Origin of the sequence: Sphingomonas sp. PP-CC-3A-396 (assembly GCF_004343105.1) — a bacterium.
Classification (GTDB): Bacteria; Pseudomonadota; Alphaproteobacteria; order Sphingomonadales; family Sphingomonadaceae; genus Sphingomonas.
Genome location: NZ_SLYF01000006.1, coordinates 117598 through 136759 on the forward strand (window position 1 = coordinate 117598; position 19162 = coordinate 136759).

Sequence of the window (19162 nt, forward strand, 5' to 3'; positions counted from 1 at the left end):
TCCTATCTTCCCCCCGTCAGGCCAATAAGGAGCTTCCATGCCTAGCCTATTCGATCCGATTACCCTTGGCGCCGTCGACGCGCCGAACCGCATCATCATGGCGCCGCTCACGCGTGGGCGTGCCGACAAGGATGCCGTTCCGACCGACATGATGGTCGAGTATTATACGCAGCGGGCGAGCGCCGGCCTGATCATCTCGGAAGCCACCGGCATCAGCCGCGAAGGCCTCGGCTGGCCGTTCGCGCCGGGTCTGTGGACCGACGCGCAGGTCGCCGCGTGGAAGCCCGTCACCGACTCGGTCCACGCCGCTGGCGGCCGGATCGTCGCGCAGCTATGGCACATGGGTCGCCAGGGCCATTCGTCGGTGTACGAGACGCAGCCCGTGTCGTCGTCGGCAACCGCGACCGAAGGCCAGGCGCACACGTTCGAGGGCAAGAAGGATTTCGAGGTCGCGCGTCCGCTCGAGACCAACGAGATCCCGCGCCTGCTGGCCGACTACGAGCTGGCGACCAGGAACGCACTCGCGGCCGGCTTTGACGGCGTGCAGATCCACGCGGCGAATGGCTATCTGATCGACCAGTTCCTGCGCGACAACGCCAATTTCCGCACCGACGAATATGGCGGCTCGATCGAGAACCGCGTTCGCCTGCTCCGCGAGGTCGCCGAGCGCGTGATCTCGGTCGCAGGAGCTGACCGCACCAGCGTCCGCCTGTCGCCGAACGGTGATTCGCAGGGTGTCGACGACAGCAACCCCGAGCCGCTGTTCACCGCCGCCGCCAAGGCGCTATCCGACCTCGGCATCGCGTTCCTCGAACTGCGCGAGCCCGGCCCCGACGGTACGTTCGGCAAGACCGACGTGCCCAAGCTCAGCCCGGCGATCCGGAAAGTCTTCAAGGGCGTGCTGATCGTCAACTCGGACTACACGACGGTCGAGGAGGCGCAGGCCGAGCTCGATTCGGGCAATGCCGATGCGATCACCTTCGGTCGCACGTTCATCGCGAACCCGGACCTGCCCGAGCGCCTGCGCACCGGCGCCCCGCTTGCGAAGGACGATGCGAAGACGTGGTACAGCCAGGGCCCCGAGGGCTATATCGACTACCCTGCGCTGGAAACTGCGAACGCGTAACCCGTCCGCTCCAAGTCGCGGCCTTGCTTGGCCGCCTTGCTCCGCCAACTTACTAAGGCACCTTACTCCGACAGCCTTCCCAAAACCGTCACCCCAGCGAAAGCTGGGGTATCCCTCGTGGTTCGCGACGTTCGCCCCACGGTGAGATCCCAGCTTTCGCTGGGATGACGGCGGGGGGGTGACGGCGAGGGGGCGGATGGTCGGGTGACGACGTGGAGCCCCTAGTCACCGGTGCTGCCATCGCCTAGCAGCGCGCCTCCGCGTCGTACGGCGCATCGGTGACGACAGGATATGCAATGACCGACGGCTGGCCGAGCGGCGGCAGGGGAACGGGCCCGCTCATGCCCGGCACCGCCGACCGGGCCGCAAAGCGGGCGGAGGAGCGCGCCAACGGCCGCGAGCAGCGCGCGAAGGAGCGGCTGGCCGCGTCCGAACAGCGATCCGAATCGCGAGCCGCCCAGCGTGACCTCCAGTCCCAGGAGCGCGAACGCGCCCGCGAAAGCCGGCGGATCGAGGAGGATCAGCGGATCAAAGCGCGGCTCGATGCGCCGCCGACCAACGACGTCGAGGCGCTGAAGATCTCCAAACGCCGCCGTTCGGGCGCGCTCGCGCGCAGCGGCGAGGAGTCGAAGACCGACCGCGACACGCGCAGCTACAAGACTATCGTCGACACTGCGCGGATCCGCACGTTAGCCGATCGTGGCGCGTCCTTGTCGGGGCTTGCCGGCGCATTCGGCATCACGATCGAAGAGGTCGAGGCGGCGTTGCTCGAGACCGCACCGCAGGACTGAAGCCCGTCAGGCGGCGTGGCTATCACCCGCAAGCCAGGCCTTTGCCTCGTCGATGTCGAGGAAGGTCCGGCAGTTCTCGGCTTTCAGATAGCGTTCGGTCTGGAGCTTGGCCAAATGCGACGCCACCACTGCCGCGATCGGCGCGGACGTCACCTTGAGCGCCTTGGGCATCATCGCTTCGAGCGCATCGACCACCTTCAACGGCTGGATCGCCGCCTTGCGCAGGTCGGCGAGCACGACGAACCGGCCGTGATACAGGCGAGCAGCGGTGCCCCGCGCGAGCAGCTCGGCGGAGAATGCCGCAGTCGTCGCTAGCGACCAGAACCCTTCGGTAACAATGGTGAGCGTCTTGGTCGGAACGTCGAAGGTAATCGTGTACATACTGATCTTCGTTAAGCGCCGCATCTTAACGATATGCTGTCGTTCGGTTCAATCGGTGCCCGGCAGGTCGACGTGGAGCCGGCGAAAGCGTGCCTCGATCAGGCTGTATGCGCCGAACAGCGCCAGACCGATCCCGGTCAGCATGAGCAGCCACTTGCCGCCCGGTTGCGATTGTAGTCGTTCCAAAGCCTCCGCCACGCCGCCTGCGTCGCTGGCATGCGCGGTCCAGGCGGCGAGGCCAAACAGCCCTGCGACGATCAGGAACACGAGCGCGCGTGCGCCGTAGCCGATCCGGCCCATCGTGCAGACATAGCCGGGGGCGGGGGCATCGCCGCGCAAATCGTGGATGAAGTTGCCGCGCCAGGCCTTCTGCGCCTGCTGGAATGCGGCGACGAGGATCCCGATCGCGACCGCGCCGACCAGGATACGGCCGGCGGGCTGGTCGAGCAGCAACGCGGTCCAGTCGCGTGCGCTCTCGTCGCCAGGCGAGACGGCAATCTTGCCCTTGCCCAGATCGAGTGCGAGCCGGGCCGCAGTCCAGGCGAGTATCAAGTGCGTGATGCCGCTGACAACATGGCCGATCCGCCTGAGACTTCCCTTGGCATCGCGGGTGATCTGCTCCGGGTTCGCTGCGGCTTCGGTCAACCGCCAGATCGCGTAGCCGAGCAGCCCCGCCGCGACGATCGCCAGCAGTACGGGGCCGAGCGGCCCGCCCGCCATCGATCCGATCGCACCCTGGTTGTCGGCGATCTCGCCACCGTGCAGCGCCGCATCGATCGCGAACCATCCGACGAGGATATAGACCACCCCGCGCGCGGCAAAGCCGAGCTTGGCGAGCAGCGTCGCATTCGCATCCGAAATCATGATCGCCCCTTTGTTACGGGGGCATAACGGCGCGGGGGTCGCGACGTTCCTGCGGTGGGGCGGCGGAGAGTGTGGCGTCGGCCGCTATCCTAGGATTTGTCTCCCCGCGAGGGCGGGGATCCAGACTGGGCTCCCGCCTTCGCGGGAGAACAAGGAAGGGCATCGTGCCGCACGACGCCACTCAAACGATCCTCCCCCTGGCGGGGGAGGATCGCAGACGCGGCGTTCGCGAAGAGAATTACGAGGGACAACGCTGAGTACCACGCTCATCCTTAGTCAGGGGAAGGGTGACGTTGAGGTTATTCCGGAGGTTTGTCGGGTGCGGGGCTTTCTAGCTTTGCATCATCCAGCGTCCTGTCCATCCGAGCCTTCACAGCCGCTTCCGCTGCCTTCTCCGCGGCCGTCCGTCCAAACACCCGCCGGTTCCGATCCGCGCGCACCGCGGCATCGGACCGAGCCCGCTGCTTCCGTGCAAGCCGAAGGTTGATTACCTCACCCACGCGCCCATCTCACGCGATGAATCGGTCCTTCAACGCCAGCATTGCCAGCGCCGCGTTCGCCGCACCACCACCCTTGTCGCCCTCGGTCGGACGCGCGCGCGTAAGCGCCTGCGCCTCGTTCTCGGTCGTCAGGATGCCGTTGCCGACGGCCAAGCCGTCCATCGTCAGCTGCATGATCCCGCGTGCGCTCTCGCCCGCGACGATCTCGAAATGATAGGTCTCGCCGCGGATCACGACGCCGAGCGCGACATACGCGTCGAACGTCTCGCTCTCGGCTGCCAGCGCGATCGCGCCGGGGACCTCGAGTGCGCCGGGCACGGTGATCGTCTCGTGGGTGTGGCCGGCCGCTTCGATCGCCGCCTTCGCCCCTTCGACGAGGAGGTCGTTAAGGTGATCGTAGAAGCGCGCTTCGACGATGAGGAGAAGGGCCATTAGTTGGAGCTCTTTTCAGTATCCAGGGAAGCAATCCGCCGCTCGCCGACGATCGACAGCCCATAGCCGTCGAGCCCGACCAGCGTGTGATGCGTGTTGGTGATCAGCACCATGTCGTGGACGCCGAGCTCGGTCAGGATCATCGCGCCGACGCCGTAGTCGCGCAGTTCCTCCATGTCCGGGGTGATCTCCGCACCTGCCTTCTTCATCACGGCGGACGTGAAGGTGTTGCTGCGGGGGCGGTTGATGACGACGATCACGCCCGCGCCCTCGTCCGCGATCATCTGCATCGAGCGCGCGAGGATACGGCCGCGATCGCCCGATTCGCCGAAGATGTCCGCGAAGGGCGACAGCGCGTGCATGCGGACGAGCGTCGGCTTGGCCGGGTCGATCTTGCCCTTCACGAGCGCGACCTGCTCGGTGCCGGTCGCCTTGTTCCAGAACGTCAGCGCGGTCCAGTCGCCGCCCCATTCGGACGTGAACTTGGCTTCGGCGCGCTTCTCGACGAGGTGATCGTAGCGGCGGCGATAGGCGATCAGGTCGCGGATCGTGCCGATCTTGACGTTGTGGAACTGCGCGAAGGTGACGAGGTCGTCCATCCGCGCCATCGTGCCGTCCTCGTTCATGATCTCGCAGATCACGCCCGAGGGGTTTAGCCCGGCAAGCCGCGCGACGTCGACCGCCGCCTCGGTATGGCCAGCGCGGATCAGCACGCCGCCGTCGCGCGCGACCAGCGGGAAGACATGGCCGGGGGTGACGATGTCCGGCTTGCCCTTGGTCGCATCGACCGCCACCGCGATGGTGCGCGCGCGATCCGCCGCCGAGATGCCGGTGGTGACGCCTTCGAGCGCCTCAATCGACACGGTGAACGCGGTTTCGTGCCGGGTGCCGTTGTTGCGGCTCATCAGTTCGAGCCCGAGCTCCTCGGTGCGGTCGCGGGTCAGCGCGAGGCAGATCAGGCCACGGCCGTATTTGGCCATGAAGTTGATCTTCTCGGGCGTCGCCATCTGCGCGGGGATGACCAGATCGCCCTCGTTCTCGCGGTCCTCGTCATCGACCAGGATGAACATCCGGCCGTTACGCGCTTCATCGATGATCTCTTCGGGGCTGGAAAGATAACCGTGCTTCAGACGGGCGAGTTCAGCTGGCTTTGACACGGTAATGTTCCATGCGTTGGAGATAGCGGGCGAGGACGTCGATCTCGATGTTGACCGACTGTTCCACGTGGATCGTTCCGAGCGTGGTGACGCTCCAGGTATGCGGGATGATGTTGAGGCCGAACTCGACCTCTCCATCGATGTCCTGAACGGTGTTCACGGTGAGCGAGACGCCGTCGACGGTGACCGAACCCTTGGGCGCGATGAACGGCGCGATGTCGGCGCCGGCACGGATCGTGACGCGGTGCGAGCCGCCTTCCTCACTGACCGCGACGACGGTGCCGAGGCCGTCGACATGGCCCGTGACGATGTGACCGCCGAGTTCGTCGCCGAGCTTCATCGCGCGTTCGAGGTTGAACTTCCGGCCTTCGGTCCACTGGTCCTTGGCGGTGCGGCTGATCGTCTCGCCGGAGACGTCGACCGCGAACCAGTTGGGGCCTTTATCGACGACAGTCAGGCAGACGCCCGAGCAGGAGATCGACGCGCCGAGATCGACGGTGGCGGTATCATAGGCGGTCGCGACGACGACGCGGGTATCGCCTGGCGACTCCACTCGCGTAACGGTGCCTATATCGGTGACGATTCCGGTGAACATTATGCCTCGTTTCGTTCGCGCTCGTAGACCTCGAGCCTGTCCATGCCAAGTTGCCGCGCATCGACGACCGCCCAGCGACCATGCGCTTCGGTCAGGTCGGTGAGGCCGATTTCGCGGAGTGCGTGCTTGCCGCCGCCGATCAGGATCGGTGCACGGTAGAGGAGGATACGGTCGACCAAGTCCGCGGACAGGAACGCCGACGCTACGGCCGCGCCGCCTTCGACGAGGATGTGGTCGGTATTGGGGAGGGTGGCGATGTCGGAAGGGGAGGGGATGACGGTCCAATTTGCGTGGCCATCTGCTCCAACTCCTCGCTCCACGATCATTCCGTCTGCAACCGTTATTTCGTCACCCGCCCCAATTCCGTCACCCCAGCGAAAGCTGGGGTCTCCCCGTGAGGCTCCGTCGTGGCCGGCAACGGGGATATTCCAGCTTTCGCTGGAATGACGGGGGGAGGGGGAGGGGGAAACGGTAAGCTTGGTCGACAGGAGTACGCGCTTCGGCGCGCGCTCTTCCAAGCCCGGCAATCGCACGTCGAGTCGCGGTGCGTCGGCCTCGTACGTGCCGCGCCCGACGAGAATCGCTTCGTGCCGACTCCGTTCGAGATGGGCGTGCGCCCGCGCCTCCGGGCCGGTGATCCAGCGACTCGATCCGTCCGCCATCGCGATACAGCCGTCGAGCGAGGTGGCCAGCTTCAAGGTGACATGGGGGCGGCCGAGTGCCTGCCGCGTCAGGAACCCCGCCATCGAACGACGGGCCTCGTCCGAGCGAATGCCGCGCGTGACGATGATGCCTGCCGCCTGAAGCCGCGCGAACCCCTGGCCGGACGTTCGAGCGTCGAGATCCTCAAGCGCTGCGACAACGCGCGCAACGCCAGCCTCGATCAGAAGCTCGCTGCAGGCCGTCCCGCGTGACGATTGATGCGCGCAGGGCTCGAGCGTGACGTAAGCCGTGGCCCCCTGTGCGTTCGCACCGGCCTCGGCCAGCGCCATTGCCTCGGCATGCGGACGACCACCCGGCTGCGTCCAGCCGCGTCCAACGACGCGCCCGTCGCGCGCGATCACGCAGCCGACATTGGGGTTGGGCGCCGTCCTGCCGCGACCGCGCTCGGCGAGCGCCAGTGCAGCCCCCATCCAGCGCGAGTCGGTCAGATTCCCATCGCCTTGAGCTTGTCGTCGAGTCGCTTGAACGAGGCGCGCTGCGCATCCTCGCGGGCCTTCTGCTCGGCGAGCGCCTTGGCCTTGATCGGCGCGTCGATCTTTTGCTGCGCGACGATCTGCGCGTCGGTGCGATCCGCGGGCCATTGCTCGACATAGATGATCTTCGGGCGATATTCCTTCTCGACGTACGAATCCTTCATGAACGCGTAGATCAGGAAGCTGGTGACGCCGAGCGCGGCCACGAGAAAGATGAGTTCGTACGGCCGGCGCTGGCTGAGGAAAAGCCGCAGGTCGCGATAGGCGACGATCGGCGTGAAGCGACTGAAAAAGCCCATGCGCGCCAAGATAGGGGGACGGAGCCGGCTAGGCCAGCCCCGCCCCCCTTAAGCTTTAGTTCTGGAGGACAAACGTCAGCGCCATCGATCGCCATGCCTCGACCGGAACGCCGTCGCGCGTCGCGGGCTTGAACCGCCACTTCGCCAGCGCCCGCTCCAGCGTCGCGCGGTAGAAGGTGTCGGTCGTCGCGCTGACCCGCTCGACCTGTTTCACCCGGCCGTCGGTGCCGACGAGCACGCGGACGACGACGCGACCCTCGCGTTCGGCGCGGCGTTCCTCGGATGGATAGCTCGGCTGGAAATCGGCGGCGTAGCGTGGGTCGATGCCCGGCTGGACGAACACGGGGGCAGGCTTTGGCGGATCGACCGTGACGGTGCCTGTTCCGGTGCCTTCGATGCCGATCGGCAGCGTGTAGGGGAGCGGATCGGGGGCGACCGTGAAGCCGTCGGTTTGCGGTATCTGCACTATTGTGATCGGCGCATCAGGACGTGGGGCGGGACGCGGTTGCTGGCGGATCAGCGGGTCGGCGGGCGGCACCGGTTCGGGTGGCGGCGGCGGAGTGTACGGCACATAGGTTATGAGCGGTTTGTCGGGCACGAACGGCAGCACGTTAGGCGCCGCGAAGAACAAGGCTCCGATCACCGCGCAGTTGATAGCCAGCGCGACGCCGAGGCTCCCGGGATTGAATCCGCCCGTCCGGTTTGGTCGATCCGCGTACATGGTCCGTCTCCCCTGTTTCTCCTTGAGGATGGCGGCGAGATAGGTACCGCCGTTTGGGATGGTACATCATTACATTTCAGAGGCAAGGGGGTTGGGGGGGGCGAGGCGGGTGCTTTCGAATCGGCGTCTGATCGGCGCCAGTGACGTCCGCGACACGACGGACACGACGGACACGACGGACAGGTCTGACGTGCGGGTTCGGCCAGTTGGGCAGCACCTATCGTCGATACATCCACCACCCCGGCGGAGGCCGGGGCCCAGTTGGGGGACGTTGCTAACTGAAGCCGGCGCTTCGTTACTGCGACCTTTCCAACTGGGCCCCGGCCTTCGCCGGGGTGGTGCTTGGGAAGGGGTGGGGCTTCCCTATCGCGACGAGGGATGATCCGATTCGCTCGGATCGACCGCCGGCCCGCCCCTTCTTGTTCTCCCGCGAAGGCGGGAGCCCAGACTGGACTCCCGCCTTCGCGGGAGAACATGCTTTTTACGGGTCGAACTTTGTCGGTGACCGCGAGATCACCGCGCTGCGAGTCGCTCCAAAGCCCGCTCGCGCCCGATCAACGGCAGCAAGGCCGCCATGTCCGGCCCATGATCGCGCCCGGTCAGCGCACGGCGCAACGGCAGGAACAGCGCCTTGCCCTTCCGCTCGGTCTCCGCCTTCAGCCGCGCAGTCAGCGCGTGCCAAGGGTCGCTCGACCAATCGATCTCCCCCGCCGCTGTCAGCGCCTGATCGAGATACTCGGCCTCCACGTCGCCCTCGACCACGATCGGTCCCTCGATCACCCTCCACCAATCCGCCGCATCCGCCAGCGTCACGAGGTTCGGCCGCACCGCCTCCCAGGCCGCCACATTCATCCCCTCGGGCAACCGCTCAGCCACCGCTTCGAACGGCAGCGCGTGTAAAATCCGCGCGTTCAGCGCCGACAATTCCGCCTCGTCGAACCGCGCTGGCGCGCGCCCGAACCGCGCAAAGTCGAAGCCCGCGATCAGCGGCGCGGCGTCGGCGATCGGCTCGACCGGGTCGCTCGTCCCGATCCGCGCCAGCAGCGCGCGCACCGCCTGCGGTTCGATCCCGACCTCGCGGAAATGATCGACGCCGAGCGAGCCAAGCCGCTTCGACAGCTTGCCCTCCGCCCCCGTCAGCAACGCCTCATGCGCGAACCGCGGCGGCGTCACGCCGAGCGCTGCGAACATCTGCAACTGGAGAGCGGTGTTCGACACGTGATCCTCGCCGCGCACGACGTGCGTCACGCCCATCTCGGCATCGTCGATCGCCGATGGCAGCATATACAGCCACGACCCTTCCGCGCGCCGGATGACCGGATCGCTCATCGTCTTCGCCTCGAAATGCGCCGCGCCCCGGATCAAATCGTCCCACGCGATCGCCGAGTCGTGATCGAGCTTGAACCGCCAGTGCGGCTTTACGCCGTCCGCTTCCAGCTTAGCGCGGGCCTCTTCGGTCAATGCCAACGCAGCGCGATCGTAGATCGGCGGCAATCCGCGCCCGGCCTGGATCTTCCGCTTCAGATCGAGCTCCTGCGTCGTCTCGTACGCGGGATAAACATGCCCGCTCGCGACCAGCGCCGCGAACCGCGCCTCGTACAGCGCGAACCGCGCCGACTGCCGCTCCTCCGCGTCGGGCGTCATCCCGAGCCAGTCGAGATCGGCGCGGATCGCGTCGACGAAGCGCTCTTCGCTACGTTCGGGATCGGTGTCGTCGATCCTGAGCACGAACTTGCCGCCATTGGCCCGCGCGAACATCCAGTTGTGGAGCGCGGTGCGGATGTTGCCGACATGCAGGCGGCCGGTGGGCGAGGGGGCGAAACGAGTGATCACGGTCATCCCGCCGCTGTACGGAGCGGCGCGGCGACGGGCAAACCCTTCCACCAACGGAAAGCTGCGCCTAAGGGGTGCGGAATATCGAGCGGGAAATAGCTTCATGAAACTGATGACCGGCAATTCGAACCTGCCGCTGGCGCAGGAAATCTCCGCCTATCTCGAGATTCCGCTGACCGACGTCAGCGTGCGGCGGTTCGCGGACGAGGAGGTCTTCGTCGAGATCAACGAGAATGTCCGCGGCGAGGACGTGTTCGTGATCCAGTCCACCGGCTATCCCGCCAACGACAATCTCATGGAATTGCTGATCATGATCGACGCGCTAAAGCGTGCGTCGGCGCGCCGCATCACCGCGGTGATCCCGTATATGGGCTATGCGCGGCAGGACCGGAAGCCGGGCCCGCGTACGCCGATCTCGGCCAAGCTGGTCGCCAACCTGATCACCGTCGCCGGCGCGAACCGCGTGTTATCGGTCGATTTGCATGCCGGCCAGATCCAGGGATTCTTCGATATCCCGACCGACAATCTCTATGCTGCCCCGGTGATGTCGGCGGACATCCTCGCGCGGTTCAAGGGCAAGAACCTGATGGTGGTTTCGCCCGACGTCGGCGGCGTGGTCCGTGCGCGCGTGCTCGCCAAACGACTCGACAACGCGCCGCTCGCGATCGTCGACAAGCGCCGCGAGCGTGCGGGTGAGTCGGAGGTGATGAACATCATCGGCGAGGTCGAGGGGCGGTTCTGCATCCTGATCGACGATATCGTCGATTCGGCGGGCACGCTCTGCAATGCGGCGGCGGCGTTGAAGGAAGCGGGCGCGGAGGACGTCGTGGCTTACGTGACGCACGGCGTGCTGTCGGGCGGCGCGGTGGCGCGAGTCGAGGGCTCGGAGCTGCGCGAATTGGTGATCACCGACTCGATCGGCAACCACGACGTCATCAAGGGCGCACACGGCAAGATCCGCCACTTGCAGATCGCGCCTCTGCTGGGCGAGGCGATCAAGCGGATCGCGGATGAGACGAGCGTGTCGAGTTTGTTCGACTGAAGACGGACGCAGGCGCGGCAACGTCCGCGCCGGTGCTCGATAGCGAGCAGCGTCCGGATCGGCCGGCGGTTCGGGAACACCGAACCGACCGACGACGGCTTTGCCGACGTCCCTAGCTGTTTTCCTGCGGACGCGGAATTCAGGGTAACCAAAGCCGGGGCGGAGTAATTCTGGGCTCCTGCGTTCGCAGGAGAACAAGCTAGCGTCCTATCGCTGGCTCAGCGCAACGATGTGATCGAACACCGCAGGGTGCAGCGGCTTGGCGAATGCGCAGCCATATTTGAACTTGTCACGCCACGCGACCACCGCCTCCAGCGCCGCCAGACCCGGCAGCGTTAGCCACACCACGGTCCCCGGCCACAACGTAAAGCTAGTCTCCGCGCGAAATCCCGAAAGCGACAGGTCGGTCACCTCGATTTCGAATCGCGTCTGGCCCCGATCGCGCAGGTGCGCGCGCATCTTGACGGCCTTGCGTAGCGCCTGGCGGAGTTCCTCGCCCTTCGGTTCGGCGGGAGGGATGGGGACGGGCTGTGTCATGTCCGGGACACTGCTCCCCAAGTGGTTACTATTCTCCAAACGCCCTACGATTCGGCAGCTTGGGATGCAGCCGCCCGTGACCGGGCCGGCGCGCGAATCCCCTCACGCGATCGCCGCTTGAGTTCGGCCTTCAGATCCTCGGGCTTGGGTGCAACCAGAAAGCCGAAGCTGACATTGCCCTCCTTCGTCTCGACGACGTGGTGGAGCCGGTGCGCCTGGACGATCCGCTTCATGTATTTCGACTTGGGCAGATACCGGGTCGGAATGCGCTGGTGCACGATCACGTCATGGAACCCGAAATAGATCGCGCCATAGGCCGCGATTCCCGCGCCGATCCACGCGAACCCCGGCCACCAGCCGAGCTGCACGCCGCCGAGCAGCAGCACGAACGACGGCACCGCGAAGATCGCCGCGTAGAGGTCGTTCAGCTCCCAATTGCCGTGGCGGGCGCGGTGGTGGCTCTCATGCAGGAACCAGCCGAAACCGTGCATGACCCAGCGGTGCGCGGCATAGGCGAACGCCTCCATGCCGATCACGGTGCCGAGGAACAGGAGGATGCCGAGCCAGATCGCCATGCCGTGCATACAGGGGCGGTAAGGCGCGACGGCAAAAGGCGAATAGTCCCAGAGAAAACCAGATCAACTCAGCCTCGATACGCCTCTATTGCGAACGAGACGCAACTGCAAATGCCTTAAGGGTGGATTTGCTGGTCGCCCTGTGCTTTACGCCCAACCAATTCCCGAGTTTCCTAAAAATTGCGTGGAGCCTTCCCGATGAACATCCATGAATACCAGGCCAAGGAACTGCTGGCCAAGTTCGGCGTCCCCGTGCCTGCCGGTTTCGCGGCACTGACCGTCGAGGAGGCGGTCGAGGCCTCGAAGAAGCTTCCCGGACCGCTCTATGTCGTCAAGGCGCAGATCCACGCCGGCGGCCGCGGCAAGGGCAAGTTCGTCGAATTGGGCCCCGATGCCAAGGGCGGCGTCCGCCTCGCCAAGACCGAGGACGAGGTTCGTGCGGCCGCGACCGACATGCTCGGCAACACGCTCGTCACCATCCAGACGGGTGACGCGGGCAAGCAGGTCAATCGCCTGTACGTCACCGATGGCGTCGACATCGACAAGGAATTCTACCTCGCGCTGACGCTCAACCGCACCACCGGCCGGGTGATGATGGTCGTCTCGACCGAAGGCGGCATGGACATCGAGGCGGTCGCGCACGACACGCCCGAGAAGATCCAGTCGATCGACATCGACCAGGCAACCGGCTTCATGCCGCATCACGGCCGCGCCGTCGCTGCCGCGCTGAAGCTCACCGGCGATCTCGCCAAGCAGGCCGCGAACACCGCGTCGAAGCTGTATGACGCGTTCATGGGCACCGATGCCGAGCAGATCGAGATCAACCCGCTCGCGGTGACGAACGACGGCAAGCTGATGGTGCTCGACGCGAAGGTTGCGTTCGACGGCAACGCGCTGTTCCGCCACAAGGACCTGCTCGAACTGCGCGACGAGACCGAGGAAGATCCCGCCGAGCTCGAGGCGTCGAAGTACGACCTCGCCTACATCAAGCTCGATGGCGACATCGGCTGCATGGTCAACGGCGCCGGTCTGGCGATGGCGACGATGGACATCATCAAGCTCAACGGCATGTTCCCGGCCAACTTCCTCGACGTCGGCGGCGGCGCCAACAAGGAGAAGGTGACGGCGGCGTTCAAGATCATCCTCGCGGATCCGAACGTGAAGGGCATCCTGGTCAACATCTTCGGCGGCATCATGAAGTGCGACATCATCGCCGATGGCATCGTCGCCGCGGCGAAGGAAGTGAACCTCTCGGTGCCCCTGGTCGTCCGCCTCGAGGGCACGAATGTCGAGAAGGGCAAGGAGATCCTCGCGAACTCCGGCCTGGCGATCGTTCCCGCGAACGACCTTGGCGATGCAGCCAAGAAGATCGTCGCAGAGGTGCAGAAGGTCGCGGCCTAACCGCCTTCGACGACGCATACTGATTGTGCGAAATTGGGGCCTGGACGGAAACGTCCGGGCCCTTTTTCGTTGGTATCACGACTGGTCGGACAGGTGGATCGGCGTGACGCTACGGCATGGTGATGTTTCCATACCGCACTTGCGAAAACGACGTAAAACAGCCATCTGTCGCGCCAACGCCGCCGGGTAACGCCGTCAGCGAACGAACTATATCCACCTTGGAAGGAATCCCGATGAAGGTGCTGGTGCCGGTCAAGCGTGTGCTTGACTACAACGTGAAGCCCCGCGTGAAGGCTGACGGAACGGGCGTCGATCTGGCGAACGTCAAGATGAGCATGAATCCGTTCGACGAGATCGCAGTCGAAGAGGCCATCCGCCTGAAGGACAAGGGCGTGACCGAGATCGTCGTCGTCTCGATCGGCGAGCAGAAATCGCAGGAAACGCTCCGCACCGCGCTCGCGATGGGCGCCGACCGCGCGATCCTCGTCGTCAGCGAGACCAAGGTTGAGCCGCTCGGCGTCGCCAAGATCCTCGCCAAGATCGTCGAGGAGGAAAAACCCGACCTCGTGATCCTCGGCAAGCAGGCGATCGACGACGACAACAACCAGACCGGGCAGATGCTCGCCGGCCTCCTGAACTGGGGCCAGGGCACGTTCGCGTCGAAGGTCGAGATCGCCGACGGCTCGGTCAACGTGACGCGCGAAGTCGATGGCGGTGCCGAGACCGACACGCTGAAGCTGCCCGCGATCATCACCACCGATCTTCGCCTCAACGAGCCGCGTTATGCGTCGCTGCCGAACATCATGAAGGCGAAGTCGAAGCCGATGGCGCAGAAGACGCCGGCCGATTTCGGCGTCGACGTGACGCCGCGCCTGACCACGCTGAAGGTGGTCGAGCCCGCCAAGCGCTCGGCCGGGATCAAGGTCGCCGATGTCGACGCGTTGGTCGGCAAGCTCAAGGAAATGGGAGTCGCCAAGTGAAGACGCTCGTCTGGGTCGAACATGACGGTCAGGCCGTCAAGGATGCCACGCTGTCGGCGGTCACGGCCGCCTCGCAGCTCGGCGAAGTCCATCTGCTGGTCGTCGGCCAGGGCGTCGACGGCGTCGCTGCCGCGGCCGCGAAGATCGCTGGCGTTGGCAAGGTGCATGTCGCGGACGACGCTGCGTTCGCGCATGCGCTAGCCGAGAACGTCGCGCCGCTGATCGTCGAGCTGATGGGCACGCACGATGCGTTCGTCGCGCCGTCGACGACGCACGGCAAGAACATCGCGCCGCGCGTAGCCGCGTTGCTCGACGTCATGCAGATCAGCGACATTCTGTCGGTCGAGAGCGAAGACACGTTTACGCGCCCGATCTACGCCGGCAATGCGATCGCAACGGTGCAGTCGACCGACGTGAAGAAGGTCATCACGGTGCGCGGCACGGCGTTCACCAAGGCCGCGACCGAGGGTGGCTCGGGCGAGATCGAAGCGGTCGCGTCGACCGGCGACAAGGGTCTGTCGACCTTCGCCGGCTCAGAGATCGCCAAGAACGAGCGTCCCGAGCTGACCAGCGCGAAGATTATCGTCTCGGGCGGCCGTGCGCTGGCCTCGAGCGACCAGTTCCATGCGATGATCGACCCGCTGGCGGACAAGCTCGGTGCCGGCGTCGGTGCCTCGCGCGCTGCCGTGGACGCCGGCTATGCGCCGAACGACTATCAGGTCGGCCAGACCGGCAAGATCGTCGCCCCGGAAGTGTATGTCGCGGTCGGCATCTCGGGCGCGATCCAGCATCTCGCGGGGATGAAGGACTCGAAGGTCATCATCGCGATCAACAAGGACGAGGACGCGCCGATCTTCCAGGTCGCTGACATCGGCCTGGTCGGCGATCTGTTCAAGATCGTGCCGGAATTGACGGCGAAGCTGTAGGCATGAGCGAGGCGTGCACCAGCACGCCGCTGCGAACCAGCGAAGCGCAGGTTCGCACGCGAAAGGCCGGCCGGCGGCGCTCCAGCGCCGACCGACGACGCGGGATTTACTCCCGCGTCGCGCGCCAAGAACGGGCGGTGTGACATAGGTCGCGCCGCCCGTTCTAGTGTCTGCCGAACGTACAGGTCTGCCGACGCCGAACCGGTTTTGTTCACAAACGCAGGTCTATTTTACACAAATCGCCCACCGCCCCGGCGAAGGCCGGGGCCCAATTGGGAAACGGCGGTAACGACCAAAGGTCCTTCGTTACATCGACCTTTCCAATTGGACCCCGGCCTACGCCGGGGAGGTGCATCTGTCGAAGCGAGATAAGTACCGAATACGTCCGGAGTACCGAGATCCTCCTCGTGCCCTCACGCACAGTTGCCGCACAATACCCGCCTCCCCAATTACCCTGCATGTACGGCGTCCACCCGAACCCGCGCGACCGCCTGATATCTGCCGCGAGCGCTTCGCTACTCTGCGCCGTCATTGGCTATGCTCTGATCCTCGGGCTCGGCGTCAGCATCCCCACCGCTATCCCCGATGCGCTGAAGACGTTCGCAGTTAGCCCGAAATCCCCTCCACCGCCGCCGCCCGAAAAGATCGTCCCCCGCCCCGCGAAAAGCCACCGTCCCAACGGCGCAGCGTCCCCCGCGAACCTCCGCTCGAAGGCGACCGAACTCGTCGTCCCGAAGCCGATCGCCCCCCCGATCGTTCCACCGCCCCCGGTTATCGCCACACTGAGGCCAGGCCCCGGCAGCGACGCCACAAGCGGCGCCGCGCCCGTCCCCGGACCCGGCACGGGCGCAGGCGGCGAGGGGACCGGCACCGGCAGCGGTCGCTCCGGAAACGGCGACGGCGACGGCGGCGACGAAACCCCGCCCCGCCTCCTCAAGGGCCGCTTCAAGAACAAGGACTTCCCCAACGCCGAGGCGGTGATCGGCGCGGGCGGGGTCGTCGGCGTGCGCTACACCGTCGAGACCGACGGCAGCGTCACGCACTGCATGGTCACGCGCTCCAGCGGCAACACGGTGCTCGACGCGACCACCTGCCGCCTGATCGAACTCCGCTTCCGCTATCGGCCTTGGCTCGATGCTGCGGGGAAGCCGGTTCGTTCGACCGTCGTCCACAACCAGGAATGGGTGAACCAGCTCGGTCCCCCGTCACGCAGTAACTGAAGCCTGCCCGAGCCGTCCCCCACTTAGCACCCGCGCGACCGCTGGCGAAAGCGCCATCAGCCCCCGCCCAAGGGCAACGGTAGCCCCGAGCACCAGCAACGGCTGGACCAGCAGATACGCCGGATACAGCGCCGCCCCCAGCGCACCGGTCGCCTGCCCGATCACCGGCCCGAACAGCCACAACAGCACTAGATGATCGCAGAAGGCGAGAAATCCATAGCGCTCGATCCCACGCAGCCGCTCCGCGACGCCACTCCCCGCCAGCGCCCAGGCAACTCGCCAGAACAAGACCGCCGACGTCACTCGAAACAGTATGTCGAACGCCGCCATCACATGCGGATGCGCGTCGAAGAAGACGTTCCCCAGCAACGCGGTCCAGAGTCGCGGCGCGATCAGCACCACGAACGGCAGCGCGCAGAGGACGACAGGCCACCCCGCCACCTTCTCTGCCACGCCAAATCGCCGCGCGGCGATCCCGGCGGCGAAGAACAGCAGGATTTGCGGCCGCAACAGCAGCGGGATATGCACGCCGGACACGCTCCACACGACCACGATCGAAGCGACCAGCGCCAGCCAGATACTCGACGCGCGTACCATTAGCGGGGCGAGCATCATGCACACGAAAAGATCGCGTAAGAACGGCATCTGCACGTTGATGTCGTTGGCGTGGACGAGCGGCACGAGTTCGTTCAGCGTCCAGCCGATGCTTGACGGCGTCGGTGCCTTCAGCTCGCCGAACGTTGCTGCCGCCCCGACCAGCACAATCGCGATCGCATTCCACAGGACCATCGGGAGCAGGATCGTCCGCGCCTTGCCGAGCAGGAACGGGCCGTAACTTCGGCGCGTCGCGGTCGAGACCACCAGCCAGCCCGAGATCATGCCGAGCAGCGGCACCGCGCTGCGCCCGAACATCTCGCTCAGCACGGTACGGAGAACCGCCTGCCAACTGAACGCGACCGCCGCCAGCTCTTCCGCGGTCCGCCCGGTCCAGGCGTGGACATAGACGATCCCCATGATCCCGGTCAGCCGCGCGATCGCGATCGCGGTGGAGAGGCGGCTGTCCGCCCCGCGCGCCGTTCCGGCCGTTCCCGTGTCCAATTACGCCCCTCCGTCTGCGTCCGGCGAGCGCCTTACCCGGCTTGTCGCACGCGAACAGCTCCTTCAGGATGAAGCGGACGCTATTGGGGACCAAGACATGATCGCCGCATTCCTGTTGCTGGCCGTGCAGGCTAGCCCGGACGCTGCCGTATCACGGCGAGTCGAACGCCTGCTGGAGCGGAGTCCGGTGATCGACGGGCATAACGACCTCGCCTGGGAGATCCGCGATCTGCACGACGCGAAGGTCGAGGCGGTCGATCTTTCGGTCGACACCGCACGGCTGCCGAACCCGTTGCAGACCGACATTCCCCGTCTGCGCAAAGGTCATGTCGGCGGTCAGTTCTGGTCGGTCTACATTCCCGCCGACGCGCCGCGCGCGGTCGAGATGACGCTGGAGGAAATCGATATCGTCCGCCGCTTCGTCGCAGCGAACCCGACGACGTTCGAACTCGCGACCACCGCCGCCGACATCCGACGGATCGAAAAGGCGGGACGGATCGCGTCGCTGATCGGCGTCGAGGGCGGGCACCAGATCGACGGGCGGCTGTCGGTGCTGCGTCAGTATCGCGCGCTTGGCGTCGCGTACATGACGCTGACGCACGGCAAGAGCCTGAACTGGGCGGACAGCTCGACGGACGCACCGCGCGCCAACGGGCTCAGCGATTTCGGGCGGCAGGTGGTCGCGGAGATGAACCGGATCGGGATGATCGTCGACGTCAGCCACGTCTCGGACGCGACGATGGCCGCGGCCTTGGCCGCGACCAAGGCGCCGGTGATCGCCTCGCACTCCAGCGCGCGCGCGATCGCCGACGCGCCGCGCAACATTCCCGACGTTCTATTGCGGGCGATCGGCGCGAACGGCGGCGTGGTGATGGTGAACTTCTACCTGTCGTTCCTGTCGGCCGAATGGCGCGCCTGGGACGTCGCGCGCTCGGCCTATGCGAAGTCGGTCGGCGTGCCGGCAGGGGTCTATGGCGCCAAATCGCCAGCGCCGCTGGTGGCGTGGGACGCCGCGCATCCCGAGCCTCAGGTCACCGCCGCGACGGTCGCCGATCATGTCGAGCATATCGCGAAGATCGCGGGTCACGATCATGTCGGGATCGGCGGCGACTTCGACGGGATCCAAGGGACCGGGCCGATCGCGATGAAGGGCGTCGACGGCTACCCGCTGCTGTTCGCGGAACTGGCGCGGCGGGGGTGGAGCGATGGCGATCTGGCGAAACTGTCCGGTGGCAACGTCCTCCGCGTCATGGAGCGGGTCGAAGCGGTCGCGAAGGGAATGGTGGGTATGCCGCCGGTAGATGCGACGGACGTGGCGTCGCGGTAGAAGGGGCGAGTGCTCGTTGCTCGAGTTTCGACCAAACCCGCCAGATCCCGTCACCCCAGCGAAAGCTGGGGTATTCCTCCGTATCAGATGACGTGGGTCAAACGATGATATCCCAGCTTTCGCTGGTATGACGGAATGGTCGGGATGACGGATGGAGGGAT

Annotated in this window: 21 protein-coding genes; 8 read left to right on the plus strand and 13 right to left on the minus strand. The window is 65.8% G+C overall.

Features of this window, described 5'->3' with window-relative positions:
• Positions 1-37: 37 nt before the first annotated feature.
• Both C8J40_RS13000 and C8J40_RS13005 read left to right on the plus strand, forming a co-directional pair.
• Complete coding sequence (locus tag C8J40_RS13000) at positions 38-1126, plus strand: alkene reductase (RefSeq protein WP_132897377.1); 1089 nt, start codon at positions 38-40, stop codon at positions 1124-1126.
• 296 nt (positions 1127-1422) lie between these two features.
• Complete coding sequence (locus tag C8J40_RS13005; protein WP_243693372.1) at positions 1423-1917, plus strand: hypothetical protein; 495 nt, start codon at positions 1423-1425, stop codon at positions 1915-1917.
• A gap of 6 nt (positions 1918-1923) precedes the next feature.
• Here the strand turns inward: C8J40_RS13005 and C8J40_RS13010 are convergent, their stop codons facing one another.
• From C8J40_RS13010 to gltX, 10 genes are all read right to left on the minus strand, one after another.
• Positions 1924-2298 carry a hypothetical protein gene (locus C8J40_RS13010; protein ID WP_132897378.1) on the minus strand — a complete coding sequence of 125 codons (375 nt, stop codon included), beginning with the start codon at positions 2296-2298 and terminating at the stop codon, positions 1924-1926.
• 48 nt (positions 2299-2346) lie between these two features.
• Positions 2347-3162, minus strand: a complete 816-nt coding sequence (locus tag C8J40_RS13015; RefSeq protein ID WP_132897379.1) for a DUF1206 domain-containing protein — start codon at positions 3160-3162, stop codon at positions 2347-2349.
• Between the two features lie 299 nt (positions 3163-3461).
• Entirely contained in the window at positions 3462-3662 is a 201-nt protein-coding gene (locus tag C8J40_RS13020; RefSeq protein ID WP_132897380.1) for a DUF4169 family protein, read from the minus strand.
• A 9-nt stretch (positions 3663-3671) separates the two neighbouring features.
• Positions 3672-4094 carry a 6,7-dimethyl-8-ribityllumazine synthase gene (gene ribH / locus C8J40_RS13025; protein ID WP_132897381.1) on the minus strand — a complete coding sequence of 141 codons (423 nt, stop codon included), beginning with the start codon at positions 4092-4094 and terminating at the stop codon, positions 3672-3674.
• Positions 4094-5251, minus strand: a complete 1158-nt coding sequence (gene ribB, locus C8J40_RS13030; protein ID WP_132897382.1) for a 3,4-dihydroxy-2-butanone-4-phosphate synthase — start codon at positions 5249-5251, stop codon at positions 4094-4096. The genes ribH and ribB overlap by 1 nt, the downstream gene beginning before the upstream one ends.
• Positions 5235-5846 carry a riboflavin synthase gene (locus C8J40_RS13035; protein ID WP_132897383.1) on the minus strand — a complete coding sequence of 204 codons (612 nt, stop codon included), beginning with the start codon at positions 5844-5846 and terminating at the stop codon, positions 5235-5237. The genes ribB and C8J40_RS13035 overlap by 17 nt, the downstream gene beginning before the upstream one ends.
• On the minus strand, positions 5846-6979 hold the full coding sequence (gene ribD / locus C8J40_RS13040; protein WP_132897384.1) for a bifunctional diaminohydroxyphosphoribosylaminopyrimidine deaminase/5-amino-6-(5-phosphoribosylamino)uracil reductase RibD: 1134 nt from the start codon (positions 6977-6979) through the stop codon (positions 5846-5848). Before ribD ends, C8J40_RS13035 begins: the two co-directional genes overlap by 1 nt.
• A 14-nt stretch (positions 6980-6993) precedes the next feature.
• A complete protein-coding gene (locus C8J40_RS13045; RefSeq protein ID WP_132735029.1) occupies positions 6994-7341 on the minus strand; it encodes a hypothetical protein in 348 nt (115 codons plus the stop codon).
• 55 nt (positions 7342-7396) lie between these two features.
• Positions 7397-8062 carry an energy transducer TonB gene (locus tag C8J40_RS13050; protein WP_132897385.1) on the minus strand — a complete coding sequence of 222 codons (666 nt, stop codon included), beginning with the start codon at positions 8060-8062 and terminating at the stop codon, positions 7397-7399.
• Positions 8063-8575: 513 nt separating this feature from the next.
• Positions 8576-9901, minus strand: a complete 1326-nt coding sequence (gene gltX, locus C8J40_RS13055) for a glutamate--tRNA ligase (protein ID WP_132897386.1) — start codon at positions 9899-9901, stop codon at positions 8576-8578.
• Between the two features lie 97 nt (positions 9902-9998).
• On the opposite strand from gltX, the gene C8J40_RS13060 reads away from it, so the two are divergent.
• Positions 9999-10937: a ribose-phosphate pyrophosphokinase gene (locus tag C8J40_RS13060; protein ID WP_132735034.1), complete on the plus strand. Its 939-nt coding sequence runs from the start codon at positions 9999-10001 to the stop codon at positions 10935-10937.
• 207 nt (positions 10938-11144) lie between these two features.
• On the opposite strand, the gene C8J40_RS13065 is transcribed toward C8J40_RS13060, so the two are convergent.
• Entirely contained in the window at positions 11145-11474 is a 330-nt protein-coding gene (locus tag C8J40_RS13065) for a PilZ domain-containing protein (RefSeq protein ID WP_055874768.1), read from the minus strand.
• A 44-nt stretch (positions 11475-11518) separates the two neighbouring features.
• Complete coding sequence (locus C8J40_RS13070; protein WP_132897387.1) at positions 11519-12049, minus strand: sterol desaturase family protein; 531 nt, start codon at positions 12047-12049, stop codon at positions 11519-11521.
• A 198-nt stretch (positions 12050-12247) separates the two neighbouring features.
• Here C8J40_RS13070 and sucC point away from each other — a divergent pair, with 198 nt between their 5' ends.
• From sucC to C8J40_RS13090, 4 genes are all read left to right on the plus strand, one after another.
• Complete coding sequence (sucC, locus tag C8J40_RS13075) at positions 12248-13450, plus strand: ADP-forming succinate--CoA ligase subunit beta (RefSeq protein ID WP_056053980.1); 1203 nt, start codon at positions 12248-12250, stop codon at positions 13448-13450.
• A gap of 233 nt (positions 13451-13683) precedes the next feature.
• Positions 13684-14430, plus strand: a complete 747-nt coding sequence (locus tag C8J40_RS13080; protein ID WP_056064107.1) for an electron transfer flavoprotein subunit beta/FixA family protein — start codon at positions 13684-13686, stop codon at positions 14428-14430.
• Complete coding sequence (locus C8J40_RS13085; protein WP_132897388.1) at positions 14427-15356, plus strand: electron transfer flavoprotein subunit alpha/FixB family protein; 930 nt, start codon at positions 14427-14429, stop codon at positions 15354-15356. Before C8J40_RS13080 ends, C8J40_RS13085 begins: the two co-directional genes overlap by 4 nt.
• Positions 15357-15814: 458 nt before the next feature.
• Entirely contained in the window at positions 15815-16576 is a 762-nt protein-coding gene (locus tag C8J40_RS13090) for a TonB family protein (protein ID WP_132897389.1), read from the plus strand.
• Here the strand turns inward: C8J40_RS13090 and C8J40_RS13095 are convergent.
• A complete protein-coding gene (locus C8J40_RS13095; protein WP_243693373.1) occupies positions 16562-17674 on the minus strand; it encodes an acyltransferase in 1113 nt (370 codons plus the stop codon). The two genes, C8J40_RS13090 and C8J40_RS13095, sit on opposite strands and share 15 nt — an antisense overlap.
• A gap of 97 nt (positions 17675-17771) precedes the next feature.
• Between C8J40_RS13095 and C8J40_RS13100 the strand changes: the two genes are divergently transcribed.
• Positions 17772-19001, plus strand: coding sequence for a dipeptidase (locus C8J40_RS13100; protein ID WP_132897390.1), 1230 nt, complete (start codon positions 17772-17774; stop codon positions 18999-19001).
• Positions 19002-19162 lie beyond the last annotated feature (161 nt).